Here is an 18,838-nt window from a genome sequence, read left to right as displayed (position 1 = left end):
TATCGTGACAGACGGGTTATAGCTTAGGAAAGGCGAGGGTAAAAAAAAGTGATCACCCTCACCAGTTCAACACTGAGGATCGCGTCAAGTGTGCTTACAGTGAACTCTTGCGAGTTTTAGTGCCGCCCATCATGGCTGATCACTGCGCCATCCGCGCCATAACTTGCCTATAGCCTGCTGCGGTGGTTAGTACGGCCCCCTTACCTTGTGCAATTAGTATATTGTCTGCAACTTCACGAAATGCCCCAGTGCCGCCCGTAGAGGTCAACACATGCGTCGCTGCTGCTTTAACGTAAGTTCGCGCATCTGCCACCGCGAAGGACAAAGCGCAAGCTGCAAACGCCGGCAGATCAATGCAGTCATCGCCGATGCATGCCGTTTGTGCGGCATCGACTCCGGCTTCGGCCATCAGATGATGGCAGGCGGCCTGTTTATCCGTCACGCCGAATCTGCAGAGCGTTATGCCCAAATCAGCAACGCGCTTGCGTAGCGTCGCCGAATCGCGACCTGACAGCACTGCCACCCGAACACCATTTTCTTCCAGTAAGCGCATCCCCATTCCGTCTCGAACATGAAAGCGCTTTAGGCACTCGCCGGTTGCGTCGTAATAGATGCCGCCGTCAGTTAGCACACCATCTACATCAGTAATTACCAGGCGAATGTCGTCCAGTGTAGGAACGGTGATTAGTGGCTCGCCGCTCATCAACGCGCGCACCTTCTCGAGGCAGTCCGGCGTATCCACTCCAGGACCGGTCGGTGCTACTTGATACGCCCGAATGCAGTATCCAGCAGCCATCAGTCGCAACTGCTCCAGTTTTTCGGCATGTTCGAGCATCGGTTGCGGCAGAAAGCCGTAATCGGCTAAGACGTCGCGACGAAATCCGTAAACGCCCACGTGTTTTAGGTATTGGGTCGCTTCGCCGTCCCTTGGGTACGGGATCGGAGAGCGGCTGAAGTAAAGCGCGTTGCCGTTGTTAGCCAGTACTACTTTCACGGTATCGGGGGAGGTAGCTTCATGCGCTTCGATCGGATGACACAACGTACCCACCTTTACTTGCTCGTCGGCAAGCATCCCGGCGATGAGTGTGTCGATGTCAGAGGGGCGCACCAGTGGCTCATCACCTTGCAGGTTGATGTAGATGCCCGCCTTGACATGCGCCATTACTTCGGCAAGACGATCGGTGCCGGAGAGATGATCCGGCGAGGTCATTACGTATTGACCTCCAAACGCCCGCACCGCTTCTGCGACGCGTTCGTCGTCGGTAGCTACTACGACAACTTGAGCATGAGTCACCTGAAGTGCGCGTTCGTAAACATGCTGCACCATGGGTTTACCCGCGATATCCGCCAGCGGCTTACCGGGTAGACGTGTTGAGCCATAGCGTGACGGGATGATTATTGCGACCCGATGTTCTGTACTTTCCATGTTCGGAATCCTTTCGTCAAAAACGTTGCGTCACGCAATGTTCAATGGTTTGAACGACTTGACAAGATCGTCCAGCGCTTTGATCTGAGTCAGGAACGGCTCCAACTGATCCAGCGGTAAAGCACTCGGGCCGTCACATTTGGCCTCATTTGGGTTTGGATGCGCTTCCAGAAACAGTCCAGCCAATCCCACGCCCATTCCGGCACGTGCCAGTTCAACCACTTGCTCACGACGACCACCTGATGCTGCGCCCGATGGATCGCGTTGTTGCAGCGCGTGCGTCACGTCAAAGATGATCGGCAAGTTTTCGCACGTGCGCTTCATCACGCCGAAGCCCAGCATGTCCACCACCAGGTTGTCATAGCCCAGGCAGGTGCCGCGGTCGCATAGGATCAGTTGATCGTTTCCGGCTTCCTTGAATTTGTGCATGATGTTTTGCATCTGCGACGGGCTCAGGAATTGTGGCTTTTTGATGTTGATCGGTTTGCCAGTCTTCGCTAGTGCCATTACCAAGTCAGTCTGCCGTGCTAAAAATGCAGGCAGTTGCAGAACGTCGGCTACTTCTGCTACTGGCGCAGCCTGGTAAATCTCGTGCACATCTGTAATCACCGGAACACCGAACTCGGCCTTCACGGCTTCGAATATACGTAGACCTTCCTCCATCCCTGGGCCGCGGTAAGAGTGGATGGACGAGCGGTTTGCCTTATCAAAGCTGGCTTTGAACACGTAAGGAATGCCCAGCTTTTCGGTGACGCGCACGTATTCGGCGCAAGCGGTCAGCGCGAGGTCCAAGGATTCCAGTACGTTGATGCCGCCGAAGAGTACGAAGGGAGATTCGTTGGAGCATTGGATGGTAGAAGTGATTTTAATCACGATCGAGAGTTCGCTATGAATATGGTGAGAGGGGGGGTGGCGTTGGTCTAGAGCCGCCTTTTTAGGGCCAGCCATCATGTACCGCGATTTAGGAGGTGGAAACTGGCCGAAGGTAAGTGGCCTATCAACCGTTTAGCCAACTGGCAAGCCTGATGTGGAACTCGGCTAGGGAATTTGCGACCTTTAGTAAGTGATTACTATTAGTGCAAATATTTTCAGGTGCGCGGGTGAGCAGATTGTTAATGCAGCATCTTTTCAGCGCAGCATTGCGCGCTCCCGAATTGGCGGCGTAAGGGTAATCGCATTCGTCGGTCACGACAACCGAACGCCCGTCGTAACGGTTCCAGTCCACCGAACTTCACTGTAAATGCAGCATTCACACCCGAGACCAGGTCTTGCCTCGAGGATCGGAGATTTTAATCGCCGGTATCTGTTTGTGATGGCACTATTTTTTGAACATTCAAGCAGGCAGTAGGGCGGCGCTTGACCCGTACTTCGTGGGTTTGCCGTAGTTGGTTGGCCCCGACAGCGCGCGAGTTCGAGACCGCAAAAGCTGATCGGGTGTTCGTTATATTTGCAGAGGTGTAAAGAAGTTGCTGTATGAAACTGTGATGCGCTTGGGCTTTCGCCAGTACCTGGATTCGTTGGTCAAAATGTAACTGGCGCGAAGTTAATTTTTCGCTTGGTGCGAACTGGCTTGGGTGGGGAAATCCAGACCCGATCGCTAAACCAGTTCAGGGAGGGGGGGCGAGCGAAGGACCGGCTGCGGAAACCTTGTTGCTGGAGAGGCCAGACAGCTGTACTTCTTGTGTTTGCAGAAGCCATAGCGATAGTGCAGGAAAACCAAATATGCCAGTGAGGCGTACTCTTAAAGACACCGCCTAAAGGCGGTGTCTTAGTCCGCGGTGAGTTATGAGGCTATTAGTTGGCGCAGTACGTAGTGCAGGATCCCCCCCGATTTGAAGTACTCCACCTCATTCAACGTATCAATCCGGCACAGCACGTCGATCTTCTCGCGGCTGCCGTCTTCCCGGGTGATGATCAGCGGCAGGTTCATCCGGGGCGTCAGCTCCACGCCGGTCAAACCGAGGATGTCGATGCTTTCTTTCCCCGTGAGCTTCAGGCTCTTGCGATTCTGATCCAGCTTGAACTGCAGCGGCAGCACGCCCATGCCTACCAGGTTAGACCGGTGAATCCGTTCGAAGCTTTCGGCGATGACGGCTTTTACGCCCAGTAAGTTCGTACCTTTGGCCGCCCAGTCACGGCTGGAGCCGGTGCCGTATTCCTGGCCGGCGATGACGACCAGCGGGGTGCCGGCGGCCTGGTAGCGCATGGCGGCGTCGTAGATGGCGACCTTTTCTCCCGTTGGGATGTAGATCGTGTTGCCGCCTTCTTCGCCGCCGAGCATTTCGTTGCGGATGCGGATGTTGGCGAAGGTGCCGCGCATCATGACTTCGTGGTTGCCGCGGCGGGAGCCGTAGGAGTTGAAGTCGCGGGGTTCCACGCCTTTAGCGCGCAGGTATTGGCCGGCGGGGCTGTCGGTCTTGATGTTGCCGGCCGGTGAGATGTGGTCGGTGGTGACCGAGTCGCCGAGCAGGGCGAGGACGCGTGCGCCCGAGACGTCTTTGACTTCGGGTGGCGGGCCGCCGATGTCGTCGAAGAACGGTGGGTGCTGGATGTAGGTCGAGTCGTCCTGCCAGACGTAGGTCGCGGCTTGTGGCACTTCGATGGCTTGCCACTGTTCGTCGCCGGCGAATACTTCGGCGTATTCCTTGTGGAACATGGCGGTGTTGACCTGGCTTACGGCGTCGGCGATTTCCTGGGTGCTGGGCCAGATGTCGCGCAGGTACACCGGGTTGCCTTCCTTGTCGTTGCCCAGCGGTTCGCTGCTGATGTCGGTGCGCACGGTGCCGGCCAGTGCGTAGGCGACGACCAGTGGCGGGGAGGCGAGCCAGTTGGTTTTCACCAGGGGGTGCACGCGGCCTTCGAAGTTGCGGTTGCCCGAGAGGACCGAGGCGACGGTGAGGTCGGCTTTCTGGATGGCTTTTTCGATCGGCTCCGGCAGCGGGCCGGAGTTGCCGATGCAGGTGGTGCAGCCGTAGCCGACCAGGGAGAAGCCGAGTTGATCAAGGTATTGCGTCAGTCCTGCGGCCTTGTAGTAGTCGGTGACGACTTTCGAGCCGGGCGCCAGTGAGCTTTTCACCCAGGGTTTGCGGGTGAGGCCTTTTTCCACAGCTTTTTTCGCCACCAGGCCGGCTGCCATCATCACGCTCGGATTGGAGGTGTTGGTGCAGGAGGTGATGGCGGCGATGACCACGGCGCCGTTTTTCAGGCGATAGGTGTGGCCGTCGTATTCGTAGTCTGTTTCGCCGACCAGGTCAGCGTTGCCCACGGCGACACCACCGCCGCCTTCACTTTCCAGTCGTCCTTCTTCTTTACTGGTGGGCTTGAATTGCAGGTCGATGAAGTCACTGAAGGCTTGCGCGACGTTGGGCAGCGAGACGCGGTCTTGCGGGCGTTTCGGGCCGGCGAGGCTGGCTTCGACGCTGGCCATGTCCAGGGCGAGGCTGTCGGTGAACGACGGTTCCTTGCCGGGCAGGCGCCACAGGCCCTGGGTTTTGCAGTAGGCCTCGACCAGTTTGACGGTTTCCGGCGGGCGGCCGGACAGGCGCAGGTAGTCGAGGGTGACGTCATCCACCGGGAAGAAGCCGCAGGTGGCGCCGTATTCCGGGGCCATGTTGGCGATGGTCGCACGGTCGGCCAGCGGCAGGTCGGCGAGGCCGTCGCCGTAGAATTCGACGAATTTACCGACCACGCCTTTTTTGCGCAGCATTTGGGTAACGGTCAGCACCAGGTCGGTGGCGGTGATGCCTTCCTTGAGCTTGCCGGTGAGTTTGAAGCCGATCACTTCCGGAATCAGCATCGACACCGGTTGGCCGAGCATCGCCGCTTCCGCTTCGATCCCGCCGACGCCCCAGCCGAGTACGCCAAGGCCGTTGATCATGGTGGTGTGGGAGTCGGTGCCGACCAGGGTGTCGGGAAACGCGTAGGTGCGGCCGTCTTCGTCCTTGGTCCAGACCGTGCGGCCCAGGTATTCCAGGTTGACCTGGTGGCAGATGCCGGTGCCCGGTGGCACGACACTGAAGTTGTCGAAGGCGCTTTGGCCCCAGCGCAGGAACGCGTAACGCTCGCCATTGCGCTGCATTTCGATGTCGACGTTCTGCTCGAACGCGCTGGCGCTGCCGAACTTGTCGACCATCACCGAGTGGTCGATCACCAGGTCCACGGGGGAGAGCGGGTTGATCCGCTGCGGGTCACCGCCGGCCTTGGCCATGGCGGCGCGCATGGCGGCCAGGTCGACCACGGCGGGAACACCGGTGAAGTCTTGCATCAATACCCGCGCGGGGCGGTACTGGATTTCACGATCGGAGCGACGCTCCTTGAGCCAGGCGGCAATGGCCTTGAGGTCGGCGCCGGTGACAGTTTTTTCATCTTCCCAGCGCAGCAGGTTTTCCAGCAGCACTTTCAATGACATCGGCAGTTTGTCGAGATCACCGAGGCTTTTGGCAGCATCGGGCAGACTGTAATAATGGTAGGTCTTGTCGTCGATCTGCAGGGTTTTAAGGGATTTCAGGCTATCGAGGGACGGCATTACGATCACTCCTTATGATCCGCACGGCTACGGACTGAGGGGACGAACTGAGGTCTAAACCTAGTCCTCTTTGCGGCTTAAAGCTAATAACTGGACTCTATGGACAGGTCCAAGGTTCCGAACTCGGCTATCATGCGCCGGTTTTCGTGACAGGCTTTGCTTCAACGCAAGTCTGGGCATCGCGCAGTGGTTGAATTTCTCGCCATCTGCCCAGGAGTAAGAATGAACACCCTCTTTATGCATTGCCGGCCGGGCTTCGAAGGCGAAGTCTGTTCCGAGATATCCGAACATGCCGCACGCTTGAACGTGGCCGGTTATGCCAAGGCCAAGGCCGCCAGCGCCTTTGCCGAATTTATCTGTACCGAAGAAGACGGTGCCGAGCGCCTGATGCGCGGGCAGCGTTTTGCCGACCTGATCTTCCCGCGCCAGTGGGCTCGCGGGATCTTTATCGATCTGCCGGAAACCGATCGCATCAGCGTGATCCTCGCGCACATGCGAGATTTTCCGCTGTGCGGCAGCCTGTGGCTGGAGATGGTCGACACCAACGACGGCAAGGAACTGTCGAATTTCTGCAAGAAGTTCGAAGTCCACTTGCGCAAGGCGCTGATGGCCGCCGGCAAACTGGTGGAAGATCCGCTCAAGCCGCGGTTGTTGCTGACGTTCAAGAGCGGTCGCGAAGTGTTCATGGGGCTGGCGGAGTCGAACAACTCGGCGATGTGGCCGATGGGCATTCCGCGCCTGAAGTTTCCCCGTGACGCGCCAAGCCGTTCGACGTTGAAGCTGGAAGAGGCGTGGCACCACTTCATCCCGCGTGATCAGTGGGACGAGCGTTTGCACAGTGACATGACCGGCGTTGACCTGGGTGCCGCACCTGGTGGCTGGACCTGGCAGCTGGTCAACCGCGGCATGCTGGTGACGGCGATCGATAACGGGCCGATGGCTGAAAGCCTGATGGACACCGGGCTGGTGCAGCATTTGATGGCGGATGGTTTTACCTTCAAGCCCAAGCAGCCGGTGGACTGGATGGTCTGCGATATTGTCGAGAAGCCGGCGCGTAATGCCGCGATGCTGGAAGAGTGGATTGGCGAGGGGCATTGCCGCGAGGCGGTGGTCAACCTGAAGTTGCCGATGAAGCAGCGTTATGCCGAGGTGAAGCGTCTATTGGAGCGCATTGCCGACGGGTTCAAGGAGCGCGGGATTCGGGTGGAGATTGGCTGCAAGCAGCTGTATCACGACCGTGAAGAAGTGACGTGCCATTTGCGCCGGATTGATGTGAAGAAGCCGAAGTCTCGTTGATGTGCGTCGGCAGATATGCGGGCTTGTGTGGCGAGGGAGCTTGCTCCCGCTGGGTTGCGTAGCAGCCCTAAAACCGGACACAGAGATATAACTGATAAACCGCGTAGCCATAGTTGGGGTCGCTTCGCGGCCCAGCGGGAGCAAGCTCCCTCGCCACAAACCCGACATTGCGCGACAATGTCGGCACGTTTCAGGAGTGAATCATGAGTGAAATGATTGATACGCCGGTTGACGGCACCCTCGACGCCACCGGCCTCAACTGCCCGGAGCCGGTGATGATGTTGCACCAGCACATCCGTGACCTGGCGCCCGGCGGTCTGTTAAAGGTGATCGCCACCGATCCGTCGACCCGTCGCGATATCCCCAAGTTCTGCGTGTTTCTCGATCACGAGCTGATCGGCCAGCATGAAGAGGCAGGCACCTACCTCTACTGGATCCGCAAGAAACTCGCTTAACCCGTCGAACGACTGATGCGGATCTGCTTGCGTGCACTGCGCGTCAAGCGGATCGACAGCATCAGCGCCGCGCAACTCAAGCCCACGATCAGACCCTGCCACAGCCCGCTCGGGCCGCTTGGCGCGCCTAACCAGTCGGTCAGGCCCAGCGCGTAACCCACCGGCAACCCAATCCCCCAGTACGCGAACAACGTCAGGATCATTGTCACCCGCGTGTCCTGATAACCGCGCAATGCGCCGGCCGCCGTGACCTGGATCGCGTCGGAAAACTGGAACAGCGCCGAGTACACGATCAGCATCGCCGCGACATGAATCACTGTCGGGTCCGAGGTGTAGATGGTCGCGATGTCCTCGCGCAACAACAGCATCATGCTTGCTGAAATACACGCATACGCCAGCGCCGTGCCCATGCCGACACCGGCGGCGAAGCGCGCTTCACGTGGCTCTCGACGACCCAGTGCCTGGCCGACGCGCACGGTGACAGCCATGCCAAGGGAGTAGGGGATCATGAACACCAGCGAGCTGAAGTTGAGCGCGATCTGGTGCCCGGCGACGACTGTTGCGCCGAGGCTGCCGATCAACAGGGCGATCACGGCGAAGATGCTCGATTCGGCGAACACCGCAATGCCGATGGGCAAGCCGATGCCCAGCAGGCGTTTGATCACCGTCCATTGCGGCCAGTCGAAACGACTGAACAACTGACTCGACTGATACGCCGGCGCCCAGCGCTCCCACCCGGCCATGCCCAGCGCCATCACCCACATCACGATCGCCGTGGCCCAGCCGCAACCGACGCCGCCCATGGCGGGCACGCCGAAGTGGCCGTAGATGAAGATGTAGTTCAGCGGGATGTTCAGCGCCAGGCCGCACAGGCCGAGGACCATGGCCGGGCGCGTACGCCCGAGGCCGTCACTGAAGCAGCGCAACACGTGATAGATCGCGACGGCAGGCAGGCCGCTGGCGATGCCGTGCAGGTATTGCATGCAGGGGCCGATCAGTTCGGGATCGACGTTCATCAGGTGCAGGATCGGCTCTGCGCCGAGCAGCATGCCGGTGGCCAACACCCCGACGACCAATGCCAGCCACAGTGCCTGACGGACGATCGGGCCGATTTCGCTATGAGTGCCGGCGCCGAAGCGTTGGGCGACTTTCGGGGTGGTGGCCAGCAGGGTGCCGGTCATCAACAGGAAGACCGGGACCCAGATCGAGTTCCCCAATGCCACCGCCGCCAGATCCCGAGGCCCGACACGGCCGGCCATGACCGCATCGACGAAACCCATCGCTGTCGTGGCCAGCTGCGCGACCATGATCGGCAGCGCCAGGCCGAGCAGGTTTTTCAGCTCCAGGCGGATGCGTTCGGGGCGGGTGAGGGCGGTGGTGTTGTCGGTTACGGAGTTCAAGGGCGAAACGTCCAAAGGTATTGATGCGCAAGGCGGGGCATTCTACGCGTTGACGCTATGGTCAGGAAAAGAGCTGTGTTGGGGATTTGTAATCGTCTCCCGCAGGTATCGATAACCCCTGTGGTGAGGGGATTTATCCCCGTTGGGCTGCGAAGCGGCCCCTATTATTGAATCCACGTTATTACAGGTACACCGCGTGCACAGGTTCTGGGGCCGCTTCGCAGCCCAACGGGGATAAATCCCCTCACCACAGGAGAAGTGGTGACAAGAGGAGAAGTGGTGACCTCTAATGCCCGCTGGCCCAGCATGGCCATCTACGCCTACACTGCCGATCCCCCAAAGGAGCCCGCCATGCTGATTGTTGCCGACGAAAATATCCCGCTGCTCGATGCCTTCTTCGAACGTTTTGGCGAAATCCGCCGGGTGCCGGGGCGCTCCATTGACCGTGCAACGGTCGAGCAGGCCGATGTGTTGCTGGTGCGCTCCGTGACCAACGTCAACCGCGCATTGCTCGAAGGCAGCAAGGTGCGTTTTGTCGGTACGTGCACCATCGGCACCGATCACCTGGACCTTGATTACTTTCAGCAGGCCGGCATCACCTGGTCGAGCGCACCCGGTTGCAACGCCCGAGGCGTGGTGGATTATGTGCTCGGCAGTCTGCTGACCCTGGCCGAAATCGAAGGCGCCGACCTGACTCGACGCACCTATGGCGTGGTCGGTGCCGGTGAAGTCGGCGGCCGTTTGGTCAAGGTGCTGAAAGGGCTGGGCTGGAACGTGCTGGTTTGCGATCCGCCACGGCAAGCGGCGGAAGGCGGCGACTTCGTCAGCCTTGAGCGCATCATCGAGCAGTGCGATGTCATCAGTCTGCACACACCGCTGAAGAAACACGGCGCCCAATCCACCTGGCACCTGTTTGATAAAAATCGTTTGAATCAACTCAAGACCGGCACCTGGCTGATCAACGCCAGTCGCGGCGCGGTGGTCGATAACGCCGCCCTGCGCAACGTCCTGTTGCAGCGTGAAGACCTGCAAGCCGTGCTGGATGTCTGGGAGGGTGAGCCCGAGGTCGATGTGGCACTGGCCGATCTCTGCGTGTTGGCGACACCGCACATTGCGGGCTACAGCCTTGATGGCAAACAGCGCGGGACGGCGCAGATTTATCAGGCGTATTGCGATTTCCTCGGTCAGCCGGCGGACGTCAGCCTGAGCGAATTGCTGCCGGCGCCTTGGCTGTCCCGCGTGACCTTGAACGCTGAAAGTGATCCGGCCTGGGCATTGGCGATGCTGTGCCGTGGCGTGTACGACCCGCGCCGTGATGACGCGGATTTCCGCCGCAGCCTTGTCGGGACGGTGAACGAACAGCGTGCGGCGTTTGATGCGTTGCGCAAGCATTACCCGCAGCGGCGGGAGATTGATGGATTGCAGGTGCGGATTGAAGGTGAGTCGGCGCAGTTGCAGAAGATTGTGGCGGCGTTGGGGGCTGTGGCTAGTTGACAGTCAGGTCGGCCCAATCGCGGGCAAGCCCGCTCCCTCAGGTCATGCATCCATTTTGAAACCGTATAAATCCCTGTGGGAGCGGGCTTGCCCGCGATTGGCCGCGCCGCGATATTTGAATATTCACCCATAAAAAACCCGGCCATCAGGGCCGGGTCAAGAAGACGGTGGCTACATCAATCTTGTTTGGCAGGCTTGACCAATCGCTGTTCCAGTTCGCGGCAAGCGTCCTGGATCATGCCTTCAGTGATCGGTACTTCGCGCCCTTGTTCATCGATAATCGAGCAACCCAGAGACTGGTCTGGCTGTGTACGGATCACTTCAATTTTGTCTTCGCTGCTGTGTTGCAAGGACATGGCCTGTCTCCTCATCAGGTTGTGTGCTTACTATAAAACCGCCCGGTGACCGGGTTGTGACAACTCCCTGCGATCTTTCCTGAACGGCAGCATCAGTCCACCAGAAATATCGCAACGTTGCCAGCCGGACTTTAGACCAATAGCGTCTAGAGGCAAGGCTTTGCGGTCATAATTAACCTGACTCATTGTGATTTACAGAGTTCCTTCCTATCAACTGCGCCGTTGCGTATCTGGATGATCTTTATGCTTTCTGCTCGTCAACGCCGCGCCATTCGCTTGACCACCCGCTTTCTCGCGCCTTATCGCTGGCCGGCTTTGGGTGCGTTGCTCGCGCTGATCGTCACTGCCGGCATCACGTTGTCGATGGGGCAGGGCATTCGGTTGTTGGTCGATCAGGGCTTCATGACTCAGTCGCCGCATCTGCTCAATCAGTCGATCGGGCTGTTCATGGTGTTGGTCGTGGGGTTGGCGATCGGTACGTTTGCGCGTTTCTATCTGGTGTCCTGGATCGGCGAACGGGTGGTCGCGGACATTCGGCGGCAGGTGTTCAATCATCTGGTTTACCTGCACCCAGGGTTTTATGAAGACAACCGCAGCTCCGAGATCCAGTCCCGTCTGACGGCAGATACAACACTGCTGCAATCGGTGATTGGTTCCTCGCTGTCGCTGTTCCTGCGCAACTTGCTGATGGTGATTGGCGGCATCGTTTTGCTGTTCATCACCAACCCCAAGCTCACCAGCATCGTGGTGGTGGCCTTGCCGTTGGTGATCGCGCCCATCCTGATTTTCGGCCGCCGGGTCCGCAATCTGTCTCGTATGAGCCAGGATCGCATTGCCGACATCGGCAGTTATGTGTCCGAAACCCTGGGCCAGATCAAAACCGTGCAGGCCTACAACCATCAAGTCCAGGACGAGCAGCGGTTTGCCGTCACCGTGGAGCAGGCATTCGAGACTGCGCGTAAACGCATCTTCCAGCGCGCCTGGCTGATTACCCTGGTGATCGTGCTGGTGCTGGGGGCCGTGGGGGTAATGCTGTGGGTCGGTGGTATGGATGTGATTGCCGGACGGATCTCGGCGGGTGAACTGGCCGCGTTTGTCTTCTACAGCCTGATCGTCGGCAGTGCGTTCGGCACCTTGAGCGAGGTAATCGGTGAGTTGCAGCGCGCCGCCGGGGCCGCCGAGCGAATCGCCGAACTGCTGCGCTCGGAAAACATCATTCAGCCACCGGTCACCGGGTTGGTGACGTTGCCTGAGCGGGTGAGAGGCGATCTGGTGCTGCAGGATGTGCGCTTTTCCTACCCGTCGCGTCCGCAAAGCTATGCGGTCGATGGCTTGAGCCTGACCATTAATGCCGGCGAAACCCTTGCGTTGGTCGGGCCTTCAGGTGCTGGCAAGTCGACGGTGTATGACCTGCTGCTGCGATTCTACGACCCGGTCGAAGGAAGAATCCTGCTGGATGGCGTGCCGCTGACTCAACTCGATCCCCTCGACCTGCGCCGCTGCTTCGCCTTGGTCTCGCAGAGTCCGGCACTGTTTTTCGGCAGCGTGGAAGAGAACATTCGCTACGGCAACCCGGGCGCGACCCTGGCCCAGGTTCAGGAAGCAGCGAAAATCGCCTACGCCCACGACTTCATCGAACAGATGCCTGACGGTTATCAGACCCACCTCGGTGACGGTGGTCTCGGCTTGTCCGGCGGCCAGCGCCAACGCCTCGCCATCGCCCGCGCGCTGCTGGTGGACGCGCCAATCCTGCTGCTCGACGAAGCCACCAGCGCCCTCGACGCCCAAAGCGAACACCTGATCCAGCAAGCCCTGCCCAGCCTGATGAAAAACCGCACCACCCTGGTCATCGCCCACCGACTGGCCACGGTAAAGAACGCCGACCGAATTGCGGTGATGGACCAAGGGAAGCTGGTGGCGGTGGGGACGCATCAGGAGTTGATTGCAAGCAATGCGCTGTACGCGCGGTTGGCGGCGTTGCAGTTCAGTGATGGGCATGAGGCGGCGTGAAGAACGCTGCGGAACAGAAGAACCTTTGATCTTGTTTTTGTTTCTAAAAAAATGCCCGCATCAATCGATGCGGGCATTTTCGTTATGGCGTCAGGCAAACATCATTGATCATCAAAATACCGCTCATGCCAATCCACCAGCGGCTGTGGCGAGTTGAGCTTTTGGCCGTAGATCACCGAGTACGACAATACGTTTTGCACGTACTGGCGGGTTTCGTCGAACGGGATGCTTTCAACCCATACGTCGAAGCTCAGGTGATCCGCGCCGCGCAGCCATTGACGCACTCGACCGGGGCCGGCGTTGTAGGCGGCGGAGGCGAGGACGCGGTTGCCGTTGAACTGGGCGTGCACCTGGCTCAGGTAGGCGGCACCGAGCTGGATGTTCTTGTCCGGGTTGAGCACTTGCTGTGGCGAGGCCAATGGAATGCTGAATTTGCGAGCGGTTTCCTTGGCGGTGCCTGGCATCAACTGCATGAGGCCGGTGGCGCCAACGCCGGAGCGGGCGTCGTCCATGAAGGCGCTTTCCTGGCGGGTGATGGCGAACACCCAGCTTGAATGCAGGCCACGGACCTTGGCCTCACGGACCAGCGTTTCGCGGTGAGCCATCGGGAAGCGGATATCCAGGTCGTCCCAATACTGTGCCTGGCTGATCGTGCGGATCGCCGGGAAGTACCATTTCAGGTCATAGGCCAGTTTGGCCTGGGCGACCATTTCGTCACGGTTGAAATGCCGGCTGACGTGGTACCACTCGCGACGACCGTCGACGATCTGCCCGCGGGCGTGGAACTCCAGGGCGCGACGTACCCCCGGTGTATTGCGCACTTTATTGATCAGCGCCTGGCTTAGCACCAACGGCTTATTGACCAGTGAATAAGGTGACTGCGAACGATCCGCCGCGAGGAATCCGTAGAAATCCCGCTCGCGAGCGAGGTGCTTGTAGAGCGCCTGCGACTCCGGGTTCTGTGGCTGCGCCAGTTCCAGGCTGCGGGCCTGCCAGTAGCGCCAGCGGTTGGTGGTCGCCAGGTCCTGGGGCAGGCGTCGGGTCAGCTGATACGCATCATCCCAGCGGGCTAAACGCAACAACAAGCGCATACGCCATTCGGATACGGTGTTGTCGCGCAGTTCCGGGTCGTACTTGGTCATCACGTCCAGGGCACGGCTGTCGAAACGTCGGGCGAGGGTCAGGCCGATTTCCCGGGCGATCGCAACTTTTTCATCGCGAGAGAAATGCATGCTGCTGGCATAACCGTCGAGCAGGGCCATGGCCTTGTCCGGGTCCTGGCGGGCAAGACGACGCAGGCCGAGGCTGACAATGTCGGACATCGGCTCGTCGGCCGGGGTGAAGCGCGACGGCTGGTTCAGCAGTTCGGGCTTTTGCGCCACTTCCACCAGCAAGCGACCGCGAGGGGCGAGGGTGGTCAGGCCGCTGATCAGGCTGTTGGCCAGTGGATAGTTGCGTGCCTGGGCGGCGAGCTTGGTGCGCTCCCAGCGTTTCTCTTCGGTCAGCTGACCATCGGCCGCCCACACACCGAACAAGCCATCGCACGCGGCAGGCAGGGATTTACCGGTGAGCCAGAGTTTGTTCGCGTTGGCGTAACCGACGGATTTCTGGTTGCTGCCGATCTGGTACTGCGCGTTCAGGCAGTCCAGTTCGGTGAAGTTGAGCTTGGGGTCGTAATACTTGACGAAGGTCGCCCATTCGCCACGATCGGCCAGCCAGCGCAACCAGCGCAGCTTCATCCAGTTGGCCTGGGGCAGGTCACCGTGTTCGGCGAGGAATTTCTCGATTTCGGCGTTGCTCGCGGTTTTCAGGCGCGCGGTCAGCTCGTCATAGGCCAGATACGGTTCCAGCGGATAATCGGCGAGGGCCTGGCTGTAGCGAAAATAAGGGCCGGTATCGCCCTTGGCCAACGCGCGCTTGGCTTCATCGTAATACTGGCGCTGAGTGGACAGGTCCACCGCCTGGGCTGACTGGATGGCAGTGGCAGAAAGAAGCAAACATGAAAAAAGACTAAAAAGGCGACTGCGCATGAGACATCCGGGCAGAGAAATCATGACAAGTGCGGACAGGACCCACACTGAATAATCTGTAGCTTAGCCTTTTGCCAGCAACGGGCGAAAGCTTTGCGGACCGGTTGGCATCAGTTCGCAACATTTGTCATGCAGAGTGCCCCGACAATGAAATGGCCGGCCTTTTGAAGCCTCAAGTCAGGTAGAATGCGCGCCCGGTTTTTGGAGAAGCTCATGACCCTGCTCAAATTCAGCGATGTGTCCCTTGCTTTCGGCGCTATGCCGTTGTTGGACAAGGTGTCCTGGCAGATCGCCCGTGGTGAGCGGGTGTGCATCATCGGCCGCAACGGCACTGGCAAGTCCAGCATGATGAAGCTCGTCAAGGGCGACCAGAAGCCTGATGAAGGCTCTGTCTGGCGTGCACCCGGTCTCAAGATTGGCGAATTGCCGCAAGAATTGCCGGTAGCCGACGAGCGGACCGTATTCGACGTAGTGGCTGAAGGCCTGGACGGTGTTGGCGAGCTGCTCGCGCAGTATCACCACCTGAGCCAGAACATCGTCACCGACGCCGACCTGGACAAACTGATGCACGTCCAGCACGACCTCGAAGCCCGTGACGGCTGGCGTTTGCAGCAACTGGTCGACAGCACCTTGAGCCGTCTGCAGTTGCCGGCCGACAAGACCCTCTCGCAATTGTCCGGCGGCTGGCGTCGTCGCGTCCTGCTGGCCCAGGCCCTGGTTTCCGAACCGGACCTGTTGCTGCTCGACGAGCCAACCAACCACCTGGACATCGGTGCGATTGCCTGGCTTGAAGAAGCGTTGAAGGATTTCCAGGGCGCCGTGCTGTTCATCACGCACGACCGTTCTTTCCTGCAGAACCTCGCCACGCGCATCCTCGAACTGGATCGCGGCGGCCTGATCGACTGGAACGGCGACTACGCCAGCTTCCTCGTGCACAAAGAGGCCTCGCTGGCCGCTGAGGAAACCGCGAACGCGCTGTTCGACAAGAAGCTGGCCCAGGAAGAAGTCTGGATCCGTCAGGGCATCAAGGCCCGCCGCACCCGTAACGAAGGCCGCGTGCGCGCCTTGAAAGCCTTGCGCGTTGAGCGCAGTGAGCGTCGTGAGCGTACCGGCAAGGCCAACATTCAGCTGGACACCGCTGACAAGTCCGGCAAGCAGGTGATGGTCCTCGAGAACGTGAGTTTCGCTCATCCGGGCGGCCCGTTCCTGATCAAGGATTTCTCGATGGTCCTGACGCGCGGCGACCGTATCGGTTTGCTCGGCGCCAACGGTACCGGCAAGACCACGTTGCTGAAGTTGATGCTCAGCGGCCTGCAGCCAACCAGCGGCACAGTGGAAGAAGGGACGCGCATCGACGTGGCCTACTTCGACCAGTTGCGCCACCAGTTGGACCTGGAAAAAACCGTGATCGACAACGTCGCCGAAGGTCGCGATTTCATCGATATCGATGGCCAGAGCCGTCATGTGTTGAGCTACCTCGGCGACTTCCTGTTCAGCCCGCAGCGTGCCCGCACGCCGGTCAAGGCGCTGTCGGGTGGTGAGCGTGCGCGTCTGTTGCTGGCGAAGCTGTTCAGCAAGCCGGCGAACCTGCTGGTCCTCGACGAACCGACCAACGACCTCGATGTGGAAACACTCGAGTTGCTGGAAGAGGTCTTGCTGACCTTCAACGGCACCGTGCTGATGGTCAGTCACGACCGGGCATTCCTCGACAACGTGGTCACCAGCACCCTGGTCTTCGAAGGTGAAGGCAAGGTTCGTGAATACGTCGGTGGTTATCAGGACTGGCTGCGTCAGGGCGGCTCGCCGCGCCTGTTGGGCGTGACCGAGAGCAAGTCCGGCAAGGCCGACCTGACCTCGGCAGTGGTGACGGCCGAAGCGGCACCCGTTGCTGCTGCAGCCGAAGCACCTGTAGCGAAGAAAAAGCTCAGCTACAAGTTGCAGCGCGAGCTGGAAATGTTGCCGGCGCAGATCGAAGCCATGGAAAAGCAGATTGCGGCGGTTGAAGCGCAAATGGCGGACCCTGCTTTCTATCAGCGTCCAGCGACGGAAACAGCTGCCGTGATCGCTCAGCTGGAGCAGTTACAGGCTGAACTCGACGTGATGGTCGAGCGTTGGGCTGAGCTGGATGCCTGATTGATCCTGTAATAAAAAAGCCCGGCGTTCAGAGATGAGCGCCGGGCTTTTCGTATGCAACACAATCCATCTCTGTAGGAGCGAGCTTGCTCGCGATGAACCGGAGAGCGCCGCGGGGTGTCAGGCACCCCGCTTTATCGTTGACGACCATCGCGAGCAAGCTCGCTCCTACAGAGGTCCGTGTTTCAGCTTTTGTTTTGCAGGCGCACCGCAAGTACGTCACAAGGCGCACCGTGCAGCACGTCATTGGCAGTGGAACCCAGCAGCAATGCCAGGCCGTGCCGGCCGTGACTGCCCACTACGATCAGGTCGCAGGTTTGTTCCTTGGCCAGGTGGTGAATCTCCTGGCGCGGCTGGCCGTAGGTCAGGTGGCTGTATTCCTTGGAAAGCTCAGGGTACTTCACGATCAACCGATCCAGGCGCTCGCGGGCCTGATCAAACTGCTGTTGCTGCAGTTGTGACAGGTCCATCGGCACGTCGCCACCAAAGGCCATGGCCATGGGTTCGACGATATGCACCAGGGACAATTTGGCACCATTGCTGACCGACAGTTCGCGAGCGCGATGGATTACAGGATCGCACTCTTCGGTTAGATCTACAGCGACCAGAATATGGTTGTAGGGCATGAGGTGCTCCTCCTGAGGATTGCAATAGTGGTAAGTATGGCTGGTTTCAAGCGCAGTGGTTCCAAAGTGGCCCGGTGCGCTCATTTAAAAGCGGTGCGTGTAAAAAGGGGTGTACTGATATGACGGTCTGGATAGTGGTGTCAATCCTGTTAGTGGTTTTGAGTCCATTGGCATGGTTGCGACCCTCCCGTGGTCAGAACGGTCGCATGGCCCTTCGCATGGAAGCCCGACGCATCGGATTGGCCATGCAACTGGCGCCGCAGGAGTGGCCACACTGGCTGAGCCAGGAGCCGCCCAGTCCGTGCGCGCAATATCATCGTCCACGGCGCGGCAAGCAGCCAGCGTGCTGGATTTACTGGCAAAAGGCGCCGGGTGTCTGGGTGAATCAGTGGCAGGAGGTCTGCGAGGATCGGGTGCTGCTGAATTATTTCGAAAAATTGCCAGCCAACGTTTACAAGGTCGAAGCCGACAAGCAGATGATCGCTTTGTATTGGGGCGAGAAGGGCGAAGCGACGGTTCTGCAGCAGATCGACGTGACCCTCAAAGCACTCGCCTGAACACCGTCGAAATACCTGAACCACTGAAACCTGTAGCAGCTGCCAAGCCTGCGAGGCTGCGTTCGGCTGCGCAGCAGTCGCTAGACCTGAATATTCGGTAGAACTGACACACCGAAGCGCTTGATTTTACGACTGCTGCGCAGCCGGACGCAGCCTCGCAGGCTCGGCAGCTGCTACAGGGGGTCCGGGTGTGGTTCTGTTGGGAGTTTTCTACGGGCAATAAAAAGCCCGACATCAACATCGGGCCGGGTTGGCCAGGCAGGCCGGAAAACGGTGTGGGCTGATCTTACGCCGGGCATTCGCCAATGCGTTGATATTTTTTCTTCCACGTCCCGCCAGCGTAGCCTTTTAAACAAAGGCTGCTGCGAATTAGGGCGACTTTTCTAACTATTGATCCTATGAATGGCTTCGCATGCACCCGCGTGTTGAAGATCTTCGCGTCACGGAAATGACCACAAAGTCGCGTTTCAACCCGTATTTTGGGCGATTGACAATTGTCTGAAATTCCGTGAAGGTGACGTACCCAAATC

At 59.3% G+C, this 18,838-nt stretch carries 13 protein-coding genes and 1 pseudogene; 6 read left to right on the top strand and 8 right to left on the bottom strand.

The window, feature by feature from the left end; translation table 11 throughout:
- Positions 1–139 precede the first annotated feature (139 nt).
- The 3 genes from kdsB to acnA all read right to left on the bottom strand — a co-directional run bounded on the left by kdsB (position 140) and on the right by acnA (position 5,951).
- The gene (kdsB, locus tag GBC55_RS10685; RefSeq protein WP_162437436.1) at positions 140–1,426 is read right to left on the bottom strand and encodes a 3-deoxy-manno-octulosonate cytidylyltransferase; all 1,287 of its coding nucleotides are present in this window, start codon (positions 1,424–1,426) and stop codon (positions 140–142) included.
- A 30-nt stretch (positions 1,427–1,456) separates the two neighbouring features.
- The gene (kdsA, locus tag GBC55_RS10680) at positions 1,457–2,299 is read right to left on the bottom strand and encodes a 3-deoxy-8-phosphooctulonate synthase (RefSeq protein ID WP_162437435.1); all 843 of its coding nucleotides are present in this window, start codon (positions 2,297–2,299) and stop codon (positions 1,457–1,459) included.
- Positions 2,300–3,209: 910 nt separating this feature from the next.
- Positions 3,210–5,951: an aconitate hydratase AcnA gene (gene acnA / locus GBC55_RS10675; RefSeq protein ID WP_162437434.1), complete on the bottom strand. Its 2,742-nt coding sequence runs from the start codon at positions 5,949–5,951 to the stop codon at positions 3,210–3,212.
- Positions 5,952–6,173: 222 nt separating this feature from the next.
- Here acnA and rlmM point away from each other — a divergent pair, with 222 nt between their 5' ends.
- Together rlmM and tusA are read left to right on the top strand one after the other, a co-directional pair.
- Positions 6,174–7,247, top strand: coding sequence for a 23S rRNA (cytidine(2498)-2'-O)-methyltransferase RlmM (gene rlmM / locus GBC55_RS10670; protein ID WP_162437433.1), 1,074 nt, complete (start codon positions 6,174–6,176; stop codon positions 7,245–7,247).
- A 203-nt stretch (positions 7,248–7,450) separates the two neighbouring features.
- A complete protein-coding gene (tusA, locus tag GBC55_RS10665; protein ID WP_162437432.1) occupies positions 7,451–7,702 on the top strand; it encodes a sulfurtransferase TusA in 252 nt (83 codons plus the stop codon).
- On the opposite strand, the gene GBC55_RS10660 is transcribed toward tusA, so the two are convergent.
- Positions 7,699–9,102 (bottom strand): MATE family efflux transporter, encoded by a 1,404-nt coding sequence (locus GBC55_RS10660; protein ID WP_162437431.1) that lies wholly within the window; start codon positions 9,100–9,102, stop codon positions 7,699–7,701. The genes tusA and GBC55_RS10660 overlap by 4 nt on opposite strands.
- 351 nt (positions 9,103–9,453) lie before the next feature.
- Between GBC55_RS10660 and pdxB the strand changes: the two genes are divergently transcribed.
- Positions 9,454–10,596 (top strand): 4-phosphoerythronate dehydrogenase PdxB, encoded by a 1,143-nt coding sequence (pdxB, locus tag GBC55_RS10655; protein WP_162437461.1) that lies wholly within the window; start codon positions 9,454–9,456, stop codon positions 10,594–10,596.
- A 176-nt stretch (positions 10,597–10,772) separates the two neighbouring features.
- On the opposite strand, the gene GBC55_RS10650 is transcribed toward pdxB, so the two are convergent.
- Positions 10,773–10,952, bottom strand: a complete 180-nt coding sequence (locus tag GBC55_RS10650) for a PA1571 family protein (protein WP_162437430.1) — start codon at positions 10,950–10,952, stop codon at positions 10,773–10,775.
- A 234-nt stretch (positions 10,953–11,186) separates the two neighbouring features.
- On the opposite strand from GBC55_RS10650, the gene GBC55_RS10645 reads away from it, so the two are divergent.
- Positions 11,187–12,962, top strand: coding sequence for an ABC transporter transmembrane domain-containing protein (locus tag GBC55_RS10645; protein WP_162437429.1), 1,776 nt, complete (start codon positions 11,187–11,189; stop codon positions 12,960–12,962).
- 101 nt (positions 12,963–13,063) lie between these two features.
- Here GBC55_RS10645 and GBC55_RS10640 read toward each other — a convergent pair whose 3' ends face one another.
- On the bottom strand, positions 13,064–14,992 hold the full coding sequence (locus GBC55_RS10640; RefSeq protein WP_162437428.1) for a transglycosylase SLT domain-containing protein: 1,929 nt from the start codon (positions 14,990–14,992) through the stop codon (positions 13,064–13,066).
- 213 nt (positions 14,993–15,205) lie between these two features.
- Here GBC55_RS10640 and GBC55_RS10635 point away from each other — a divergent pair, with 213 nt between their 5' ends.
- A complete protein-coding gene (locus GBC55_RS10635) occupies positions 15,206–17,125 on the top strand; it encodes an ATP-binding cassette domain-containing protein (RefSeq protein ID WP_162437427.1) in 1,920 nt (639 codons plus the stop codon).
- A 58-nt stretch (positions 17,126–17,183) separates the two neighbouring features.
- Here GBC55_RS10635 and GBC55_RS10630 read toward each other — a convergent pair.
- Positions 17,184–17,276: pseudogene (locus tag GBC55_RS10630) on the bottom strand (YqgE/AlgH family protein); the annotation flags it as partial.
- A gap of 34 nt (positions 17,277–17,310) precedes the next feature.
- Positions 17,311–17,751: a universal stress protein gene (locus tag GBC55_RS10625; RefSeq protein WP_162437426.1), complete on the bottom strand. Its 441-nt coding sequence runs from the start codon at positions 17,749–17,751 to the stop codon at positions 17,311–17,313.
- A gap of 119 nt (positions 17,752–17,870) precedes the next feature.
- On the opposite strand from GBC55_RS10625, the gene GBC55_RS10620 reads away from it, so the two are divergent.
- On the top strand, positions 17,871–18,308 hold the full coding sequence (locus GBC55_RS10620; RefSeq protein ID WP_162437425.1) for a hypothetical protein: 438 nt from the start codon (positions 17,871–17,873) through the stop codon (positions 18,306–18,308).
- The last annotated feature ends 530 nt before the right edge of the window (positions 18,309–18,838 follow it).

The organism is Pseudomonas sp. TNT3, assembly GCF_010095445.2.
Taxonomy (GTDB): domain Bacteria; phylum Pseudomonadota; class Gammaproteobacteria; order Pseudomonadales; family Pseudomonadaceae; genus Aquipseudomonas.
This window is presented reverse-complemented; position numbering and strand designations above follow the sequence as displayed.